The organism is Gordonia sp. J1A, assembly GCF_055393515.1.
In genome coordinates, this window is record NZ_AP041607.1 from 724,185 (window position 1) to 741,530 (window position 17,346).

The 17,346-nt window shown below is 68.5% G+C and carries 18 protein-coding genes and 2 tRNA genes; 15 read left to right on the plus strand and 5 right to left on the minus strand.

Annotation, left to right across the window (positions count from 1 at the left end):
- Positions 1–42 precede the first annotated feature (42 nt).
- The 3 genes from ACZ5QD_RS03325 (at position 43) to ACZ5QD_RS03335 (ending at position 2,312) form a co-directional block, all read left to right on the plus strand.
- On the plus strand, positions 43–516 hold the full coding sequence (locus ACZ5QD_RS03325) for a ribose-5-phosphate isomerase (RefSeq protein WP_006896628.1): 474 nt from the start codon (positions 43–45) through the stop codon (positions 514–516).
- Positions 517–522: 6 nt separating this feature from the next.
- Positions 523–1,341 carry an Fpg/Nei family DNA glycosylase gene (locus tag ACZ5QD_RS03330; protein ID WP_045536996.1) on the plus strand — a complete coding sequence of 273 codons (819 nt, stop codon included), beginning with the start codon at positions 523–525 and terminating at the stop codon, positions 1,339–1,341.
- Between the two features lie 80 nt (positions 1,342–1,421).
- The gene (locus ACZ5QD_RS03335; protein ID WP_006896630.1) at positions 1,422–2,312 is read left to right on the plus strand and encodes a PE-PPE domain-containing protein; all 891 of its coding nucleotides are present in this window, start codon (positions 1,422–1,424) and stop codon (positions 2,310–2,312) included.
- An 87-nt stretch (positions 2,313–2,399) separates the two neighbouring features.
- On the opposite strand, the gene ACZ5QD_RS03340 is transcribed toward ACZ5QD_RS03335, so the two are convergent.
- Both ACZ5QD_RS03340 and ACZ5QD_RS03345 read right to left on the minus strand, forming a co-directional pair.
- Positions 2,400–3,095, minus strand: coding sequence for a L,D-transpeptidase (locus ACZ5QD_RS03340; RefSeq protein ID WP_006896631.1), 696 nt, complete (start codon positions 3,093–3,095; stop codon positions 2,400–2,402).
- 148 nt (positions 3,096–3,243) lie between these two features.
- A complete protein-coding gene (locus tag ACZ5QD_RS03345; RefSeq protein WP_045536998.1) occupies positions 3,244–3,774 on the minus strand; it encodes a helix-turn-helix domain-containing protein in 531 nt (176 codons plus the stop codon).
- 77 nt (positions 3,775–3,851) lie between these two features.
- Between ACZ5QD_RS03345 and ACZ5QD_RS03350 the strand changes: the two genes are divergently transcribed.
- Positions 3,852–5,054: a benzoate/H(+) symporter BenE family transporter gene (locus ACZ5QD_RS03350; protein ID WP_045537000.1), complete on the plus strand. Its 1,203-nt coding sequence runs from the start codon at positions 3,852–3,854 to the stop codon at positions 5,052–5,054.
- A gap of 35 nt (positions 5,055–5,089) precedes the next feature.
- Positions 5,090–5,794, plus strand: coding sequence for an adenosylcobinamide amidohydrolase (locus ACZ5QD_RS03355; protein ID WP_045537002.1), 705 nt, complete (start codon positions 5,090–5,092; stop codon positions 5,792–5,794).
- Between the two features lie 77 nt (positions 5,795–5,871).
- Here the strand turns inward: ACZ5QD_RS03355 and ACZ5QD_RS03360 are convergent.
- Positions 5,872–5,945 (minus strand) — tRNA-Gly (locus ACZ5QD_RS03360).
- Positions 5,946–6,101: 156 nt separating this feature from the next.
- Between ACZ5QD_RS03360 and ACZ5QD_RS03365 the strand changes: the two genes are divergently transcribed.
- The 6 genes from ACZ5QD_RS03365 (at position 6,102) to mobA (ending at position 11,372) form a co-directional block, all read left to right on the plus strand.
- A tRNA-Pro gene (locus tag ACZ5QD_RS03365) sits at positions 6,102–6,175 on the plus strand.
- 87 nt (positions 6,176–6,262) lie between these two features.
- Positions 6,263–7,633 carry a trigger factor gene (gene tig / locus ACZ5QD_RS03370; protein ID WP_006896635.1) on the plus strand — a complete coding sequence of 457 codons (1,371 nt, stop codon included), beginning with the start codon at positions 6,263–6,265 and terminating at the stop codon, positions 7,631–7,633.
- Positions 7,634–7,920: 287 nt separating this feature from the next.
- Positions 7,921–8,496 (plus strand): ATP-dependent Clp protease proteolytic subunit, encoded by a 576-nt coding sequence (locus ACZ5QD_RS03375; protein WP_039867541.1) that lies wholly within the window; start codon positions 7,921–7,923, stop codon positions 8,494–8,496.
- 48 nt (positions 8,497–8,544) lie between these two features.
- A complete protein-coding gene (locus ACZ5QD_RS03380; protein WP_006896637.1) occupies positions 8,545–9,225 on the plus strand; it encodes an ATP-dependent Clp protease proteolytic subunit in 681 nt (226 codons plus the stop codon).
- Between the two features lie 102 nt (positions 9,226–9,327).
- Positions 9,328–10,617 carry an ATP-dependent Clp protease ATP-binding subunit ClpX gene (gene clpX, locus ACZ5QD_RS03385; protein WP_045537004.1) on the plus strand — a complete coding sequence of 430 codons (1,290 nt, stop codon included), beginning with the start codon at positions 9,328–9,330 and terminating at the stop codon, positions 10,615–10,617.
- Positions 10,618–10,760: 143 nt separating this feature from the next.
- Positions 10,761–11,372, plus strand: coding sequence for a molybdenum cofactor guanylyltransferase (mobA, locus tag ACZ5QD_RS03390; RefSeq protein WP_006896639.1), 612 nt, complete (start codon positions 10,761–10,763; stop codon positions 11,370–11,372).
- 7 nt (positions 11,373–11,379) lie between these two features.
- On the opposite strand, the gene ACZ5QD_RS03395 is transcribed toward mobA, so the two are convergent.
- Together ACZ5QD_RS03395 and ACZ5QD_RS03400 are read right to left on the minus strand one after the other, a co-directional pair.
- Positions 11,380–11,691: a DUF202 domain-containing protein gene (locus ACZ5QD_RS03395; RefSeq protein WP_006896640.1), complete on the minus strand. Its 312-nt coding sequence runs from the start codon at positions 11,689–11,691 to the stop codon at positions 11,380–11,382.
- Positions 11,688–12,077, minus strand: a complete 390-nt coding sequence (locus ACZ5QD_RS03400; protein ID WP_039867498.1) for a YidH family protein — start codon at positions 12,075–12,077, stop codon at positions 11,688–11,690. Before ACZ5QD_RS03400 ends, ACZ5QD_RS03395 begins: the two co-directional genes overlap by 4 nt.
- Before the next feature lie 103 nt (positions 12,078–12,180).
- Here ACZ5QD_RS03400 and ACZ5QD_RS03405 point away from each other — a divergent pair, with 103 nt between their 5' ends.
- The 4 genes from ACZ5QD_RS03405 (at position 12,181) to ACZ5QD_RS03420 (ending at position 17,235) form a co-directional block, all read left to right on the plus strand.
- Positions 12,181–12,657, plus strand: a complete 477-nt coding sequence (locus tag ACZ5QD_RS03405; protein WP_006896642.1) for a MarR family winged helix-turn-helix transcriptional regulator — start codon at positions 12,181–12,183, stop codon at positions 12,655–12,657.
- An 89-nt stretch (positions 12,658–12,746) separates the two neighbouring features.
- A complete protein-coding gene (locus ACZ5QD_RS03410; protein WP_045537006.1) occupies positions 12,747–15,422 on the plus strand; it encodes a valine--tRNA ligase in 2,676 nt (891 codons plus the stop codon).
- Positions 15,419–16,825: a bifunctional tetrahydrofolate synthase/dihydrofolate synthase gene (gene folC / locus ACZ5QD_RS03415; protein WP_006896644.1), complete on the plus strand. Its 1,407-nt coding sequence runs from the start codon at positions 15,419–15,421 to the stop codon at positions 16,823–16,825. Before ACZ5QD_RS03410 ends, folC begins: the two co-directional genes overlap by 4 nt.
- A complete protein-coding gene (locus tag ACZ5QD_RS03420; RefSeq protein WP_006896645.1) occupies positions 16,822–17,235 on the plus strand; it encodes a DUF4233 domain-containing protein in 414 nt (137 codons plus the stop codon). Before folC ends, ACZ5QD_RS03420 begins: the two co-directional genes overlap by 4 nt.
- The last annotated feature ends 111 nt before the right edge of the window (positions 17,236–17,346 follow it).

Sequence of the window (17,346 nt, forward strand, 5' to 3'; positions counted from 1 at the left end):
CCCCGTGCCGGTCCGCCGTCGCGCAGGCCCTAGACTGACGCCATGCGGATTTATCTCGGTGCCGACCACGCGGGCTTCGAACTCAAGAACCAGATCTCCGAACATCTCACCGCGGGCGGCCACGATGTCGTCGACTGCGGTGCGCACGAGTACGACGCCCTCGACGACTACCCGGCGTTCTGCATCGCGGCCGCGCAGCGCACGGTCGCCGATCCCGGCAGCCTCGGAATCGTCTTGGGCGGCAGCGGGAACGGTGAGCAGATCGCCGCGAACAAGGTTCCCGGCGCGCGCTGTGCGCTCGCGTGGAGCGTCGAGACCGCGCAGTTGGCGCGCCAGCACAACAACGCGCAGCTCATCGGCATCGGCGGACGCATGCACTCCAAGGAGGAGGCGCTGGCGATCGTCGATGCGTTCATCTCCACCGCGTGGTCGGAGGAACCGCGTCACCAGCGTCGTATCGACATCCTCGCCGAGTACGAGCGCACCGGCGAGGCACCCGCGCTTCCCGGCGAGTAGCAGGCGGTGCCCGAAGGGCATGCGCTGCACCGGCTGGCCCGGCGGCAGCAACGTCTCCTCGGCGGGCAGCGACTATCCGTCTCCAGTCCCCAGGGCCGCTTCGCTCACGAAGCGGCCCTTCTGGACGGCATGGTCTTCCGCCGCGCCGAGGCGTGGGGCAAACATCTGATCCACCGCTACGACGACGGTCGCCGCGGCACCGCAGCCACCCGGCGGATCGTCCATATCCACCTCGGCATCTACGGCACCTTCCGCGAAGAAGCGCTGCCGATGCCGGAGCCGACGGGACAGGTCCGGATGCGGCTGATCGGCGACGTCCTCGGAATCGACTTGCGCGGGCCCAATGCGTGTGAGCTGTACATGCCTGACGATCTCGACGCTCTCGTCGCCCGGCTGGGACCGGACCCGCTGCGCCCGGACGCCGATCCGGAGATCGCGTGGCGCGCCGTATCCCGGTCGCGCCGGGCCATCGGTTCGCTGCTCATGGACCAACGGGTGGTCGCGGGCATCGGCAACATCTACCGCGCCGAGGTCCTGTTCCGCGCCGGTGTCGACCCGCATCGCCCAGGTGTCGCGGTGAGCCGCGACGAGTTCGACGAGATGTGGGCCGATCTCCTCCATCTGATGCCGATCGGGGTGCGGCGCGGCCACATCCACGTGGTACGGCCGTCCGACGATCACGGCGCCCCCGCGTATGCGCCCGACCGCCCGCGGACCTACGTGTACCGCAGGGCGGGGGAGCCGTGCCGGTTGTGCGGTACCACCGTCGCATCCGAGCAGATGGAGGGCCGGAACCTCTTCTGGTGCCCGAACTGTCAGCGGTGAGTACCCACCTCGGGTGAGCCGGTCGAAGTCCTCAGCGTTTCCTCATCCTCCACCGGATGCGACTCAAAGACTCATGGCGCATGCTCGAAGACATGGGTGCGACACTGAAATTCACGGTTCTGGTCGTGGGTGGCACGGGGGAGTCGTTCGACGGCGACACGCGGACCGAGGTCACCGGACTCCTGCGGGCGGTCACCGACCGCCTCGACGCCCGCTTCGAATCCCGCTGGGTGGGCTACCCGGCCAGCTATGGTCCGGCACCCGCGCACGACGGCGTCAGCTACGTCGAGAGCGTGTCGGCCGGCGTGACCAACCTGGCGCGGGCCATCGCCGCGGCGGAGCGGCCCGTGATGCTGATCGGCTACTCGCAGGGAGCCGCGGTGATCAGGACGTTGCTCGCCCACCCGGCGAGTCTGCGCTTCGCGGGCGCGATCGCGGCGGTCGGTTTCGTCGCGGATCCGAATCAGCCGCCCGGCGTGATCGACGGCTGCAACGGCTGGGGTGTCGCCGGCCCCGGCGCGGATCTGCCCGACGATCTCCCCGCGTACTGGGTGGGAGCGCCGTCGGACATGATCTGCAATGCCAGTGACGATTCGTTGATCCGGGACATCGCCGACCTCACCGACTCGTTGTCGCTGACCGCGCTGCGACAGTGGGTGGTCGACGCGACGGCTCGGGTGATGAGCCGGCGCATGCAGAACGCGGATGCCACCCGCTTCTCGCCGGCTCAGTGGCGCCGGGATGTGGTGCGGCTGCGCACCGCGGCCCGCGAGATCCGTGGATACCTGCCGCCGACCGTCGAACTCGGCCGCTGGCGGGTGCGCAATCCGCTGGGGGGACGTCACGTCTCGTACGCGAGCGAACCGTACCGTCGCGCCCCGATGACGGCGCCCGACACCACCGGATGCGAGACGCTGGCCCACTGGCTGCAGTTGCAGGCGACCATGGGAGAGCTGAGCCGCGCCGGGTGACGCGCACACGAAGCCGGGCCTCCCCGATCTGATCGGGGAGGCCCGGCTTCTGATGTGTCTCTGACAGTATTCGTCAGTGCACGCCGACTAGTCGCCGGTGTACTGACCGCCGACGGTGCCGCGGACGACGATCGGGGTGCCCTGACCGATGTTGTCGTACACCCACTTGCCGTTCTCGGTGCTCACGTTGATGCAGCCGTGGCTGGCGTTCGAGACGCCCTGCTGAGCGACCGACCAGGGAGCGGCGTGGATGAAGATACCGTCCCACGACATGCGCGTGGCGTATTCGACGTAGGTGCGGTAGCCCTCGGGCGAGTCGACCGGCACGCCATACGTGGAGCTGTCCATGTACATGTCCCGGTACTTCTCCTTGGTGTGGTACACGCCATTGGGAGTCGGGTGCTTGTCGGTGCCCATCGAGATCGGCATCTGCTTGACGAACTCGTGGTTCTTCCACCAGTAGATCTGGTGGTCGCCGTCGACTGCGAGCGCGACCCAGCCGGTCGGGCTCTTGACGTTCGGCTCGGCAGGCACGGCCGGCTTCTCCGGCGTCGTGGTCTGCGGCTGAGGCTTGGGCTTCGGCTTCGGCGCGGGCGCCTGCGGCAGCCCGGGCACGGTCGGCAGATCGGGGACCTGGACCGGCGGAAGGCCGGGAACGACGGTGACCGGCGCTGCCTCGGCCACTGCGGGCGCCCCCATCGCCAGCGCAGCCGCACCGGCTGCCACAGCAACGACTCGAGCGGTCCGGCTCACCCGGCGGCTCGAAGACTTGGTGGAAAACACGTGGTCTCTACCTTCATTTCGTGGTCGTGAACTAGCGCCACCCCCGTGGGCGCTCGAAGAGTATCGTTACACAACCGTTGTACCCGCGCCAACACATTCCGGGTGAACTTCACCTGTGAATCGGGCGAATCGGCAGCTCAGTGGGGTGTCATCGGTCACAGGTGGTGGAGTGGGTGGTGATCACGACGACCGCCTCGGCCGAACCGTCCGGCGCGGCGAATACGTGTTCCCGGTCGCTGGTCCACGCGTGACATTCTCCTGCGTGCACCGTCGCGGGACGGTCGGCGACGCCGACGATCAGCGTCCCCGAGACCACCGACAGCTGTTCGCGCACCCCTTCGCCGTGCGACGGCGACACATGGCGCGCCCCTGCGGGGAACTCGAGGCGGAACACCTCGATGGTCGCGCCGTCGAGATGTCGCGTCGACAACAGCACCGTCACCATGCCGCCGGCCGCGGTGCCGTGTGCGCCGGGAGTCTCGCCCAGCATGCCGGTGAGGGGGACGTCGAGCGGCTCGCACAGGGCGTAGAGGGTTTCGATGTTGGGATTGCGGCGGCCGCTCTCGATCTCCGACAGCGTGGCCTTGCCGATGTCCGCACGGCGCGCCAGCTCCGACAGGCTGAACCCGCGCGCGAGCCGAAGCTCGCGCAGCCGGTCGGCGATTCCGAGGTCGTTCACGTCTGCCGATGGTACGGCGGGAACACCCTCAGGACCGTTCGGTTTACAGAACGTTCGGTTTATGGAACGGTAGTCCCATGACTGAGACCACTCGGAACGCCGAGGTGCGCGGGCGCGAGCGGGTATCGATCGCGGTACCCGTCGGAGCAGGGGTGGTCTGCGCGCTCGTCGGCTTTACCTCGTCTTTCGCGGTGGTCCTGGCCGGGTTGCGGGCCGACGGGGCCGATGCCGCGCAGGCCGCGTCCGGTCTGTTCGCGGTGTCGGTGGCGATGGGTGCCGCGACGGTCCTGCTGTCGTGGCGGTTCCGGATACCGGTCACCTCGGCGTGGTCGACGCCGGGGGCGGCGCTGCTGGCGACCACCGGGGCGGTCGCCGGCGGGTGGTCGGCAGCCGTCGGGGCATTTCTGTCGTGCGGTGTGCTTCTCGTCGTCACCGGCTGGTGGCCCGGACTCGCGAAGCTGGTGCGGCGGATTCCGGTGTCGATCGCGCAGGCGATGCTGGCGGGCGTGCTGCTGCCGCTGTGCGTGGAACCCCTCCGCGGGCTGGCGACGAACCCGGCGGCGGTCGGACCCGTGCTGGCGGTGTGGCTGGTGCTGCTGAAGGTGCGACCGCGGTGGGCGGTGCCCGGGGCGTTCGGGGCCGCGCTCGTGGTGATCGGAATAGCACTCGCGCGTGACGGCGGCGGTCCGGGACTGGCGGACTTCGTTCCGCAGTTGAGTGTGACCTCGCCGTCGTGGACCGTCGGCGCGTCGATCGGGGCGGCGGTGCCGCTGTATCTGGTGACAATGGCCGCGCAGAACATACCGGGCGTCGCGGTGATGGCCGGCTTCGGCTACGACGTGCCCTGGCGTCCGGCGATGACGGTCACCGGCGTGGGATCGATGCTGGCCGCGCCGTTCGGTGGACACGCGATCAACCTCGCCGCGATCAGCGCGGCCCTCGCCGCGGCGCCCGACGCCGATCCCGATCGGGAACGACGGTGGGTCGCCGGACTGAGCGCCGGCGTCACGTACCTCGTCCTCGGACTCACGTCGACCGGGCTCGTGGCGGTGGTGCTCGCGGCGCCCGACGGGGTCGTTCAGGCGGTCGCCGGCGTCGCACTCCTCGGAGCCTTCGCGAGTGCCTGCGCGGCAGCGATGTCGCAGGTCGACGATCGGCTGCCGGCCGCGGTCACGTTCGTGGTCGCTGCATCGGGGATCGCGGTGGTCGGGGTCGGTTCGGCCTTCTGGGCGTTGCTCGCCGGGATCGTGCTCCGCGGGCTGGGTGTCGGCAGGCCGTGAGCGGCCCGTCGTTCTCGGCTAGCGTGAACGGCGATATGAGCATCGACCTGCAGTTCCTTCGGGCGTTCGGCGACGAGGCTCCGCTCGTCACCAGTCTCTGGCGCGTCGGGCCGGGACGTCGCGGTGTCTCGTCGGCCATGCTCGGCGGCGGTATCGGAGCGGTGGAGTGGGTGCTCAACGTGCAGGTCCCCGGCGACTATCGGCGGATGGACCCGGTGGCGCATCTCCGGGAGGTCGCCGCGGGCAGCGGACTGCGCGGACGCGGAGTGGGCATGCTGACCGCGGCGGCGGTGGATCGGACCGTGACATGCGCCGACGGCGCTGTCACCGCGTCGGCGACCGTCGGGCTGAGGGTGCCGACCTGGGCGGCGGCGCCCGTCGATGCCGCGGATCCGGAACTGGCGCCGTTGCTTCGGTCCGACCGGCCGGTGCCCGGGACCGTTGTGCCGGGGACCGTCAACATCACCGTCGACGTTCCGGTGGCCCTCACCGACGCGGCATTGGTGAACGCCGTCATCACCGTGACGGAAGCCAAGACCCAGGCGTTGCTCGAGGCCGGGTACCCGGCGACCGGAACCGCATCGGACGCCGTCGTGGTGGTCTGCGATCACGGCGGAGAACCCGAGCCCTTCGCGGGGCCGCGGTCGCACTGGGGCGGGGCGCTCGCGCGGGCCGTCCACGCCGCGGTGCGCCACGGCGCTCAGGACTACTCCCGGCGTCTCCGCGACGGCGGGCTCTGACCGTTCGGACGGGACGAGACGCTCACGACGCTTCAGTGCCGGCCTCCTGTGTCGGAGACCGGCCCTGAAGCGTCGTCTGGAGCGGGTGACGGGAATCGAACCCGCGTAGCTAGTTTGGAAGACTAGGGCTCTACCATTGAGCTACACCCGCGTGCGGCTGACGTGCCGGGAGTCCCGGCCGCGCTGCGCGCTTGCAGAACTCTACCGAGCCTCGCGCCGATTCACAAAACGGGAGGCGGGTTCGTCGTGGCGGCGCTTCGGCCCGTACTATGTTCCTTTGGTCCCGCCGGTGTTCGGCGTGGCCCGACGGGATGTGGCGCAGCTTGGTAGCGCATCCGCTTTGGGAGCGGAGGGTCGCAGGTTCAAATCCTGTCATCCCGACGAAGATGTCGCAGGCCCGACGGCACCGCCGGAGAACGGTCCGACAGTACGAACTGCCAGCACGAACCGACAAGGAGTACCAACACCGTGAAGAGCACCGTCGAGCAGCTGAGCCCGACCCGAGTCAAGCTGAATGTCGAGGTTCCGTTCGAGGAACTCTCCGGTGACTTCGACCGCGCGTACAAGTCGCTCGCCCAGCAGATCCGCATCCCCGGCTTCCGCCCGGGCAAGGCTCCGGCCAAGCTGATCGAGGCGCGTGTCGGCCGGCAGGCGATCCTGGAGCAGGTCGTGAACGACGCCGTTCCGGCGAAGTACTCGCAGGCCGTCACCGAGGCCGAGATCAAGGCCATCAGTCAGCCCGAGATCGATCTGGCCGAGCTCGTCTACGGCGAGCCGGTGAAGTTCACCGCCGAGGTCGACGTCCGCCCGGAGATCGAACTGCCGGAGTTCTCGTCCATCGCCGTCGAGGTCGACCCGATCGAGATCGCCGACGCCGACGTGGAAGAGGAGCTCGACAACCTGCGGGGCCGGTTCGGCACCCTCGTCGGAGTCGACCGCGGCGTCACCGGCGGCGACTTCGTGTCACTGGACCTGTCGGCGACCGTCGGCGGTGAGACCGTCGAAGACGCCTCCACCGAGGGGCTCTCGCACGAGGTCGGCAGCGACACCCTGATCGAGGGCCTGGACGAGGCGCTCGAGGGCGTCAAGGCCGGCGACTCGGCCACCTTCACCTCCAAGCTGGTCGCCGGTGACCATGCCGGCGAGGACGCCGAGATCACGGCCAAGGTGAACTCGGTGAAGGTCCGTGAACTGCCGGAGCTGGACGATGAGTTCGCTCAGATGGCCTCGGAGTTCGACACCGTCGACGAACTGCGCGACAGCGTTCGCGATCGGGTCGCCGACTCGAAGAAGTACGAGCAGGCGGGCGCCATCCGTGACGCCGTCCTGGAGCAGCTGCTCGACACCGTCGACTTCCCGCTGCCCGAGTCCGTCGTCGCCGACGAGGTCGAGGCCGTTCAGCACCAGCTGGTCCACGCCCTCGGACACGACGACGCACAGGTCGACCGCTTCCTCGAAGCGCAGGGCAAGACCCGCGAGGAGTGGGACGCCGAGAGCAAGGCCGACGCGGAGAAGTCGGTGCGCACTCAGCTGCTGCTCGACGCCATCGCCGACGCGACGGAGGTGGAGGTCGCTCAGGACGAGCTGACCCAGCAGATCCTGATGCAGTCGCAGCGCTACGGCATCGCGCCGCAGGAGTTCATCCAGCAGCTGCAGAACGCCAACCAGATCGGCGCGCTGTACGCCGACGTGCGCCGCAACAAGGCGCTCGCCGAGGTCATCGGCGAGGTCAAGGTCACCGACACCAACGGCGAGACCATCGACACCAAGGCCTTCTTCGGATCGGCGGACGACACCGAGAGCGATGAGGCCGAGACCGACGAGGCCGAGGACGCCTGACCGCCGGCCTCCGACACCACCGCGACAGCCGGGACGAGTGATCGTCCCGGCTGTCGCGCTGTCAGAGGGCCTTCGACCGGATCGAACATCCGCCGAGCCGTTCCGCTGTAAGCGAATAAGGGGTGTCGGAGGAACAACCCCGGGGGTGGAATTGATTAATCTCGGTGACAGCTTCTCCGAAGGACGGGCGCGATGCGTCCGATGGACTCGGTCGACGAGACCTTCCGGGGAGATCCGCACCGTTAGACAGATGGGACATCTCAGTGAGCAATCTGTACACGCCCTCGATGAGCTCGGGCGCAGTCGGCCTGAACCTGACCGACTCGGTCTTCGAGCGTCTGCTTCGCGAGCGCATCATCTTCCTGGGCACCCAGGTCGACGACGACATCGCGAACCGCCTCTGCGCGCAGATCCTGCTGCTCGCGGCCGAGGACCCGACCAAGGACATCAACCTCTACATCAACTCGCCGGGCGGCAGCGTGACCGCGGGGATGGCCATCTTCGACACGATGCAGCTCGCGTCATGCGATGTCGCCACGTACGCGATGGGCATGGCCGCCTCGATGGGACAGTTCCTCCTGGCCGCCGGCGCCAAGGGCAAGCGTCACGCGCTGCCGCACGCGCGGATCATGATGCACCAGCCGTCGGCGGGCATCGGTGGCACGGCCGCGGACATCGCCATCCAGGCCGAGCAGTTCGCCGCCACCAAGCGTGAGATGAACCGGCTCAACGCCGAGTTCACCGGCCAGCCGCTGGAGAAGATCGAGGCGGACGCCGACCGCGACAACTGGTTCACCGCCGAGGAGGCCAAGGCCTACGGCTTCGTCGACCACGTCGTGACCAGCGCGGGCGCGGTCGCCTGATCCCGTCGCCACCCACGTTCACCTCACTTCACCGGTTACGGAGAGAACATGACTAACCTGCTTCCCGCCGACGTCCGCGCGGGCATCCCGGATGCGGCCCTGGCGCTCAAGAGCATCGAGGCTCGGTACATCCTGCCGTCGTTCATCGAGAACACCCCCAACGGCCAGCGCCAGTACGACCCGTACGCCAAGCTGTTCGAAGAGCGGATCGTCTTCGTGGGAACGCCCATCGATCAGACTGTCGCCAACGACGTGATGGCCCAGCTGCTGGTCCTGGAGAGCCAGGACCCCGACCGCGACATCACCATGTACATCAACTCGCCCGGCGGCAGCGTGCCCGACATGCTCGCCATCTACGACACCATGCAGTACGTGCACTGCGACGTGATGACCGTCTGCCTCGGCGAGGCGGCCTCGGCCGCGGCGATCCTGCTGGCCGGCGGCACGCCGGGCAAGCGTGCGGCGCTGCCGAACGCGACGGTGCTGATCCATCAGCCGCGCACCGGCGGTGCCTACCAGGGCCAGGTGTCGGATCTGGAGATCCAGGCGGCGGAGATCGAGCGCATCCGCAGGCGGCTGGACGAGATCCTCGCCTCGCATACCGGCCAGGACCCGGAGAAGATCCGCAAGGACACCGACCGCGACAACATCCTCACGGCCGACCAGGCCAAGGAGTACGGAATCGTCGACGAGGTGTTCGACTACCGCAAGAAGTCGGCGCGGAGCTGAGCGAGCGTCGAATCTCAGCGACTGCCGCATTTCGGCTCGTCGAAGGCATCGTGCGCGGGTACCGTCGAGGTTGTCCGCAGATAGGGAAGTAGGTGGGGCGTAGTGGCGCGAATGGGAGACGGTGGTGACCTCCTGAAGTGCTCTTTCTGCGGCAAGAGCCAGAAACAGGTCAAGAAGCTCATCGCAGGTCCGGGGGTGTACATCTGTGACGAGTGCATCGACCTCTGCAACGAGATCATCGAGGAGGAACTCGCCGAGACCAGCGATGTGAAGCTCGACGAGTTGCCCAAGCCCGCGGAGATCCGGGACTTCCTGGACAACTATGTGGTGGGCCAGGATTCGGCCAAGCGAACCCTCGCGGTGGCCGTCTACAACCACTACAAGCGCATCCAGGCGGGTGAGAAGAAGTCCGGCGACAAGCGCTCGTCCGCGGTGGAGCCCGTGGAACTGGCGAAGTCGAACATCCTCATGCTCGGCCCCACGGGCTGCGGCAAGACGTACCTGGCGCAGACCCTCGCGAAGATGCTCAACGTCCCGTTCGCGATCGCGGACGCCACCGCGCTGACCGAGGCCGGCTACGTGGGCGAGGACGTCGAGAACATCCTGCTGAAGCTGATCCAGGCCGCCGACTACGACGTCAAGCGGGCCGAGACCGGCATCATCTACATCGACGAGGTCGACAAGATCGCCCGCAAGAGCGAGAACCCGTCGATCACCCGCGACGTGTCGGGCGAGGGCGTGCAGCAGGCGCTGCTGAAGATCCTGGAGGGAACGCAGGCCAGCGTGCCGCCGCAGGGCGGCCGCAAGCATCCCCATCAGGAGTTCATCCAGATCGACACGACCAATGTGCTCTTCATCGTCGCGGGTGCGTTCGCCGGCCTCGAGAAGGTGGTCGACGAGCGGATCGGCAAGCGCGGCATCGGCTTCGGCAACGACGTCCCGAGTAAGGACAAGGTCGACACAACCGATCACTTCGCCGAGGTGATGCCCGAGGATCTGATCAAGTTCGGTCTGATCCCCGAGTTCATCGGGCGCCTGCCGGTGGTCGCATCGGTCGCGAACCTCGACAAGGAAGCGCTGGTCTCGATTCTGTCGGAGCCCAAGAACGCGCTCGTCAAGCAGTACGTGCGCCTGTTCGAGATGGACAACGTCGAACTCGAGTTCAGTCAGGACGCGCTCGAAGCAGTGGCCGACCAGGCGATCCACCGGGGAACCGGAGCGCGTGGTCTGCGGGCCATCATGGAAGAGGTACTGCTGCCGGTGATGTACGACATTCCGAGCCGCGACGATGTGGCCAAGGTGGTCGTCACGGGGGAGACGGTGCGCGACAACGTGCTGCCGACCATCGTGCCGCGCAGCGAAGACGAGGGGCCGCGCGAGAAGTCGGCCTGACCGAGAATCACGACACGGCCGGTGTCCCGTCGAGACGGGGACGCCGGCCGTCGTCGTGCCCGGCTCCCGTGCGATGCAGCCCGCGGCCGACCGTTTGAACCAAGACGGACCCGGTTCCGCGGAGTCTTTGGGACACTGGGCAGATGACGCGCACGGGCGAAGACAGACTGGCCGGAATCATCCTCGCGGGCGGGCGTTCTCGCCGCATGGGGCAGGACAAGGCGGCGATGGAGTGGGACGGCGCGCCGATGCTCAGCCGGATCGCATGGGCGATCAGCGCCCGGTGCGAACCGGTGCTGGTCGCGGCGCCGCGGACATCGCAGGCGTACCTCGAGCTGAGCGACGAGACGGACCTCGACTGGGTCACCACGGAGAAGGCGGGCAGCGGCCCCCTCGGTGGACTGGTGGCGGCGTTGCAGGCGGCGGCGGACGCCGGTGCCGAGGCGGCCTTCGTCTGCGCCACCGACATGCCGCTCGTGGACACCGGGCTGATCGACGAACTCCTGGACGGGCTGACCGAATCGACCGACGTCGTCGTCGCGCACGAGGGTGGGCGCGATCACCCGATGGCCGGCGTCTACCGCACTCGCTCCGCGCAGCAACTCGCCGACCTCGTGGAGAAGGGCGAGCTCCGGATGGGTGCGGCCCTCGATGCGCTCGTCACACGCCGCATCGGGGTCTCGGACCCGGACTGGCTCACCAACGTCGACGCACCCGAGGACCTGCATCGATTGCGCAGTTCGCGCGCATCGTGAGGGCCGGTCAGCCGAAGACCATATCGGCTATGGCGAGTGCGGTACCCGCTAGCGCGATGACGACCACCACGCCAACGGTCGCGACCATCGTCGGCCAGACCGAACCGGTCCCGGCGACGCGGTCCGGCCCCTTCGGAAAGTGCCGGACTGCGACGTGGCACAGGACGACACCGGCGACGAACGTGCAGAGGGCCGCCGCCGGGAATCCGTGACGCAGGGCGGCGAAGCCGGCGGCCGCGCAGGCGAGCAGGACGGAGAGGCCGGTCCGCTGCCAGGCCAATGCGGTGCGCTGCGGTTGGAGGCCCGGGTCGATGCTCACGAGAGACGCAGAATCGACACGACGCCGAAGCCGACGAGCCCAGCGGCGACGACCGCGATGCCCATGACGAGCCAGGGCAGCGGCAGCGGAGGCGGCAAGGGCAGGCCGAGTCGCAGGGCCCGCTCGTTGCGCCGCCACGAGAGCAGTGCGACGATAGCGAGCGCGCCGCCGGCGACGCATGCCACCAGAGACAGCAGGTGGACGACCATCGGAGACGAGGTCAGGCCGGCGACGGTCGTCAGCGTGATACCGCCGGCGATCAGGGCGAGAGCGGTGCGGACCCAGGCCAGTGCCGTGCGTTCGTTCGCGAGGGAGAAGCGGACGTCCGGCTCCTCACCGACGGAGTAGACGGCGGCGGGTCGGCGTTGCGGGAGGGTATTGCTCATTGATCTCAATCGTCGTGGCCGGTGCCGGGGTACCGGCGCGGAGGCGTGTCGACATGAACAGCGTCGACGTAAATAGTTCTGTAGCAGACAGAAGTAGATTAACATGACTGAAACCGAGCCCGGTGTGGACCGGGTCACAGAAGACGACGGCGCATGGGAGTTGACCGCTGTGATCACGCAGCTGCGCCGGTCGCTGCGGTCGAGCGTGCGCGAGGACTTCGCGTGGGAGTCGCTGCCGATGGCGCAGGTCGAGTTCCTGCAGCGCCTCGCGCGGGAGCCGGGACTGCGGATCGGCGAGCTGGCCCGCAAACACCGGATGGCGACCAACACGGTCAGCACTCTGGTGAATCAGATGGTGAAGAACGGGCTGATCGTCCGAGAACCGGTCCCTGACGACCGCCGCGCTGTCCAGGTACGGCTCACCGAGGTCGGGCGCACCCGGCTGGACGAGTGGACGCGGGCGAACGAGCGGCGGATCTCGGAGGCGCTGGCCGGGCTGGACGGCGACCAGCGCGCGGCGATCAGGGTCGCGGTGCCCGCGCTCGCAGCGCTCGCGGCGCGACTCGACGACCTCGGCTGACACCTGGACCGGGGCTCGGGGAGTGAGCCAGGCCGCTTACGGCGACATGGCGGCGACGGCGGTGCGCGGTGTTCTCTAGAATCACCCAGGTGACCAGTGCGCAATCCCGTGACCCAGAGACCACCGCCGAAGCCCTGCCGAAGAGCTGGGACCCGAGTGCGGTAGAGGCAGACCTCTACCAGGGCTGGGTGGACGCCGGGTACTTCACGGCCGACGCCTCGAGTGCCAAGCCGGGCTACTCGATCGTCCTGCCGCCGCCGAACGTGACCGGCTCGCTCCACATGGGCCACGCTCTCGATCACACCCTGATGGACACGCTGACGCGCCGCAAGCGCATGCAGGGCTACGAGGTGCTGTGGCTGCCGGGCATGGATCACGCGGGAATCGCGACGCAGACGATCGTCGAGAAGCAGCTCGCGGCGGAGGGCACCAGCCGCGAGGAACTCGGCCGTGAAGCCTTCATCGAGCGCGTGTGGCAGTGGAAGGCCGAGTCCGGCGGCACCATCGCCGGCCAGATGCGCAGGCTCGGCGACGGCGTCGACTGGAGCCGCGACCGCTTCACCATGGACGAGGGGCTCTCCCGCGCGGTCCAGACGATCTTCAAGCGGATGTACGACGACGGGCTGATCTACCGGGCCGAGCGCCTCGTGAACTGGTCGCCCGCCCAGCAGACCGCCATCTCCGACATCGAGGTCAAGTACGAGGACGTCGAGGGAGAGCTCGTCTCGTTCCGGTACGGATCGCTCGACGACGCCGAGCCGCACATCGTCGTCGCGACCACCCGCATGGAGACGATGCTCGGCGACACCGCCATCGCGGTCCATCCCGACGACGAGCGCTACCGCGATCTGATCGGCGTCGAGCTCGATCACCCGTTCCTGGATCGGAAGATCCCGGTCATCGCCGACGACTACGTCGACCCGGAGTTCGGATCCGGCGCGGTCAAGATCACGCCGGCCCACGACCCGAACGACTTCGCCATCGGGCAGCGGCACCATCTCCCGATGATCACGATCATGGACGAGACCGCCAGGATCGAGGGGACCGGGACGCGGTTCGACGGACTCGACCGCTTCGAGGCCAGGGTCGCGGTTCGCGAGGCCCTGGCCGAACAGGGGCGCATCGTCAAGGAGGTGCGGCCGTACCTGCACAGCGTCGGGCACTCCGAGCGCGCGGGCGAGCCGATCGAGCCGCGGCTGTCGATGCAGTGGTGGGTCAGCGTCGAAGCCCTCGCCAAGGCCGCGGGCGACGCCGTCCGCGATTCGGAGACGGTGATCCATCCGGCGAGCCAGGAACCGCGCTGGTTCGCATGGGTCGACGACATGCACGACTGGACCATCTCCCGGCAGCTGTGGTGGGGGCATCGGATCCCGATCTGGTACGGCCCGAACGGCGAGGTGGAGTGCTTCGGTCCGGACGACACCGTGCCCGAGGGCTGGGAGCAGGACCCGGACGTCCTCGACACCTGGTTCTCGTCGGGACTGTGGCCCTTCTCCACCATGGGATGGCCGGACAAGACCGCCGAGCTGGACAAGTTCTATCCCACCTCGGTGCTGGTGACCGGTTACGACATCCTGTTCTTCTGGGTGGCCCGGATGATGATGTTCGGCACCTACGTCGGCAAGCTCGACGCGAGCGGGTTCTCCGGCCGAGACGCACGGGTGCCGTTCCACGACGTCTTCCTGCACGGTCTGGTCCGTGACGAGCACGGGCGCAAGATGAGCAAGTCGAAGGGCAACGGCATCGACCCGCTCGACTGGGTCGACCGATTCGGCGCCGACGCACTGCGCTTCACGCTCGCACGCGGCGCCAATCCGGGCAGCGACATCTCGGTGGGCGAGTCCCACGCGCAGAGCTCGCGCAACTTCGCCACCAAACTGTTCAACGCCACCAAGTTCGCCCTGATGAACGGTGCGCGCGTGGGCGAACTCCCCGCCGGCGAACAGCTGACGGTCGCCGACCGCTGGATCCTGTCCCGGCTCGACGAGGTGCTCGCGGAGGTCGACGAGGGCTTCGAGAGCTACGAGTTCTCGAAGGCGTGCGAGGCGCTCTACCACTTCGCGTGGGACGAGGTCTGCGACTGGTACCTCGAGCTGTCGAAGGTCCAGGTGGCCGAGGGCGGTGAGCGGGCCGAGCGGACCGCGCTGGTCCTGGGCACCGTTCTCGACAAGTTGCTGCGGGCGCTGCATCCGGTGATGCCGTTCGTGACCGAGGTGCTGTGGAAGACGCTCACCGGGTCGGAGTCGGTGGTCGTGGCGCAGTGGCCGACGCCGTCGGGCGCGCCCGCCGACGTCGACGCCGCCCGCCGCGTGGAGGACCTGCAGAAGCTGATCACGGAGGTCCGTCGGTTCCGCAGCGACCAGGGTCTCAAGCCGGGGCAGCGGGTCGCCGCGACCGTCGACGGACTCGACGCCGCGGGGCTGGCCGAACTGCGCCCGCAACTCGATTCGCTGGCCCGGCTCGAGGGCGCGGGCGACGGCTTCGCGGCCACCGCGACCGTGGAGGTCCGCCTCTCCACCGGCACCGCGACCGTCGCGATCGACACCTCCGGGACGGTCGACGTCGAAGCCGAGCGCAAGCGCGCCGCCAAGGATCTGGCCGCCGCGGAGAAGGAGCTCGCGGGCACGTCCGCCAAACTCGGCAACGAGCAGTTCCTGTCGAAGGCGCCCGACGCGGTCGTCGAGAAGATCAAGACGCGCCGGGATCTCGCCGAGGCCGAGGTGGCGCGGCTGAAGGCCAAACTCGAGGGGCTGGCCGGCCGGTGACGCGCTCACGCGATTCCGCCGACGATCTCGCCGAACTCCACGCGCTCGAAGCCGAACTCGACACGCGTTGGCCCGAGACCCGGATCGAGCCGTCTCTGACCCGGATCAACGCGCTGATGGAACTGCTGGGCAACCCGCAGCACGCGTACCCCTCGATCCACGTGGCGGGAACCAACGGCAAGACCTCGGTGACCCGGATGATCGATTCGCTGCTCCGCGCCTTCCATCGGCGTACGGGCCGGATCACCAGCCCGCATCTGCAGTCGGTGACCGAACGGATCGCCATCGACGGCGCGCCGATACCGGCGCGCACCTACATCGACACCTATCGCGACATCGAGCCGTACGTGACGATGGTCGACGACTCGTCGACGGCCGGCGGCGGACCTCGGATGAGCAAGTTCGAGGTGCTGACCGCCATCGCGTACGCGGCCTTCGCGGAGGCCCCGATCGAGGTGGCCGTCGTCGAGACCGGTATGGGCGGGCGCTGGGACGCCACCAATGTGATCGACTCGCAGGTCGCGGTGATCACCCCGATCGCAATGGACCACGCCGACTATCTGGGCGATACCCTGGCCGCCATCGCGGGCGAGAAGGCCGGGATCATCAAGCCGGGGCCGTCGGACGCGGTGATCCCGATGGATCCGGTCACGGTGATCGCACCTCAGCAGCCCGAGGTGACCGATGTGCTGCTGCGGGCCTCGGTGGAGGCAGGCACCATCGTCGCCCGGCAGGACTCGGAGTTCACCGTCCTCGAGGCCACCACCGCCGTCGGCGGACAACTGCTCACGATCCGAGGTCTCGGCGGCGTCTACGACGAGATCTTCCTGCCCCTGCACGGTGCGCATCAGGCGCAGAACGCGGCACTCGCACTCGCCGCGGTCGAGGCCTTCTTCGGTGCGGGCGCCGACCGCAGGCTCGACGTCGACTCGGTGCGAGCCGGTTTCGCCGATGTCGCCAGTCCCGGCCGTCTCGAGCGGGTGCGCAGCGCCCCGAGCGTCTTCGTCGACGCCGCGCACAATCCGCACGGCGCCCGCGCGCTCGCCCGAGCGCTGGTCTCGGAGTTCGACTTCCGCAGGCTCGTCGGGGTGATCGGCGTCCTCGGCGACAAGGACGCGCGCGGTGTGCTCACCGAACTCGAGCCGGTGCTCGACGTCGTCGTCCTGACCAACAACGGCTCGCCCCGAGCGCTCGACACCGACGCGCTCGCCGACATCGCGAACGACGTGTTCGGAGCCGAACGCGTGGTGGTGGAACCGTTCCTTCCGGACGCGGTCGAGGCCGCCGTCTCGCTCGCCGAGGAGGGCGAGGGGGGAGCGGTCTCCGGAGCCGGTGTGATCATCACCGGATCCGTCGTCACCGCGGGCGCGGGCCGTACACTCTTCGGCAAGGAGCCGTCATGACCGAGAAATCGATTCCGGAGAACGCCGCGCAGTTCACCCCGCCCGCCGCCGACCCGTGGAAGGGCTTCCGAGGGGTCATGGCGGGGACGTTGATCCTCGAGGTGATCGTGGTCGCGCTGGCGTTCCCGGTGGTGGCGAAGCTGGCCGGCGGCGTCACCTGGGCGTCGGGACTCTACCTCGGCATCGTGACGCTGATCCTGCTGCTGTTGTCCGGCCGTCAGGGCAGGCCCCGCGCGCTGGAGGTCAACCTGGTGATGCAGGTGTTCGTGATCGCGGGAGGATTCTTCCACTGGTCCATCGCGATCGTCGGCGTCATCTTCCTGATCGTGTGGATCTACATCGCGTACATCAAGCGCGACGTCGAGAAGCGGATCGAGCAGGGGCGGCTGCCGGGCCAGCACCCGATCTGATCGGCGGACGCGCTCGGCTCCCGCGGAATCGTCGATTTCTGCGACCGTCGGTTACACTCACTCACCACTGTGTCGTACGACACGGCAGCAATCGAATCGATGGAGGCAGTG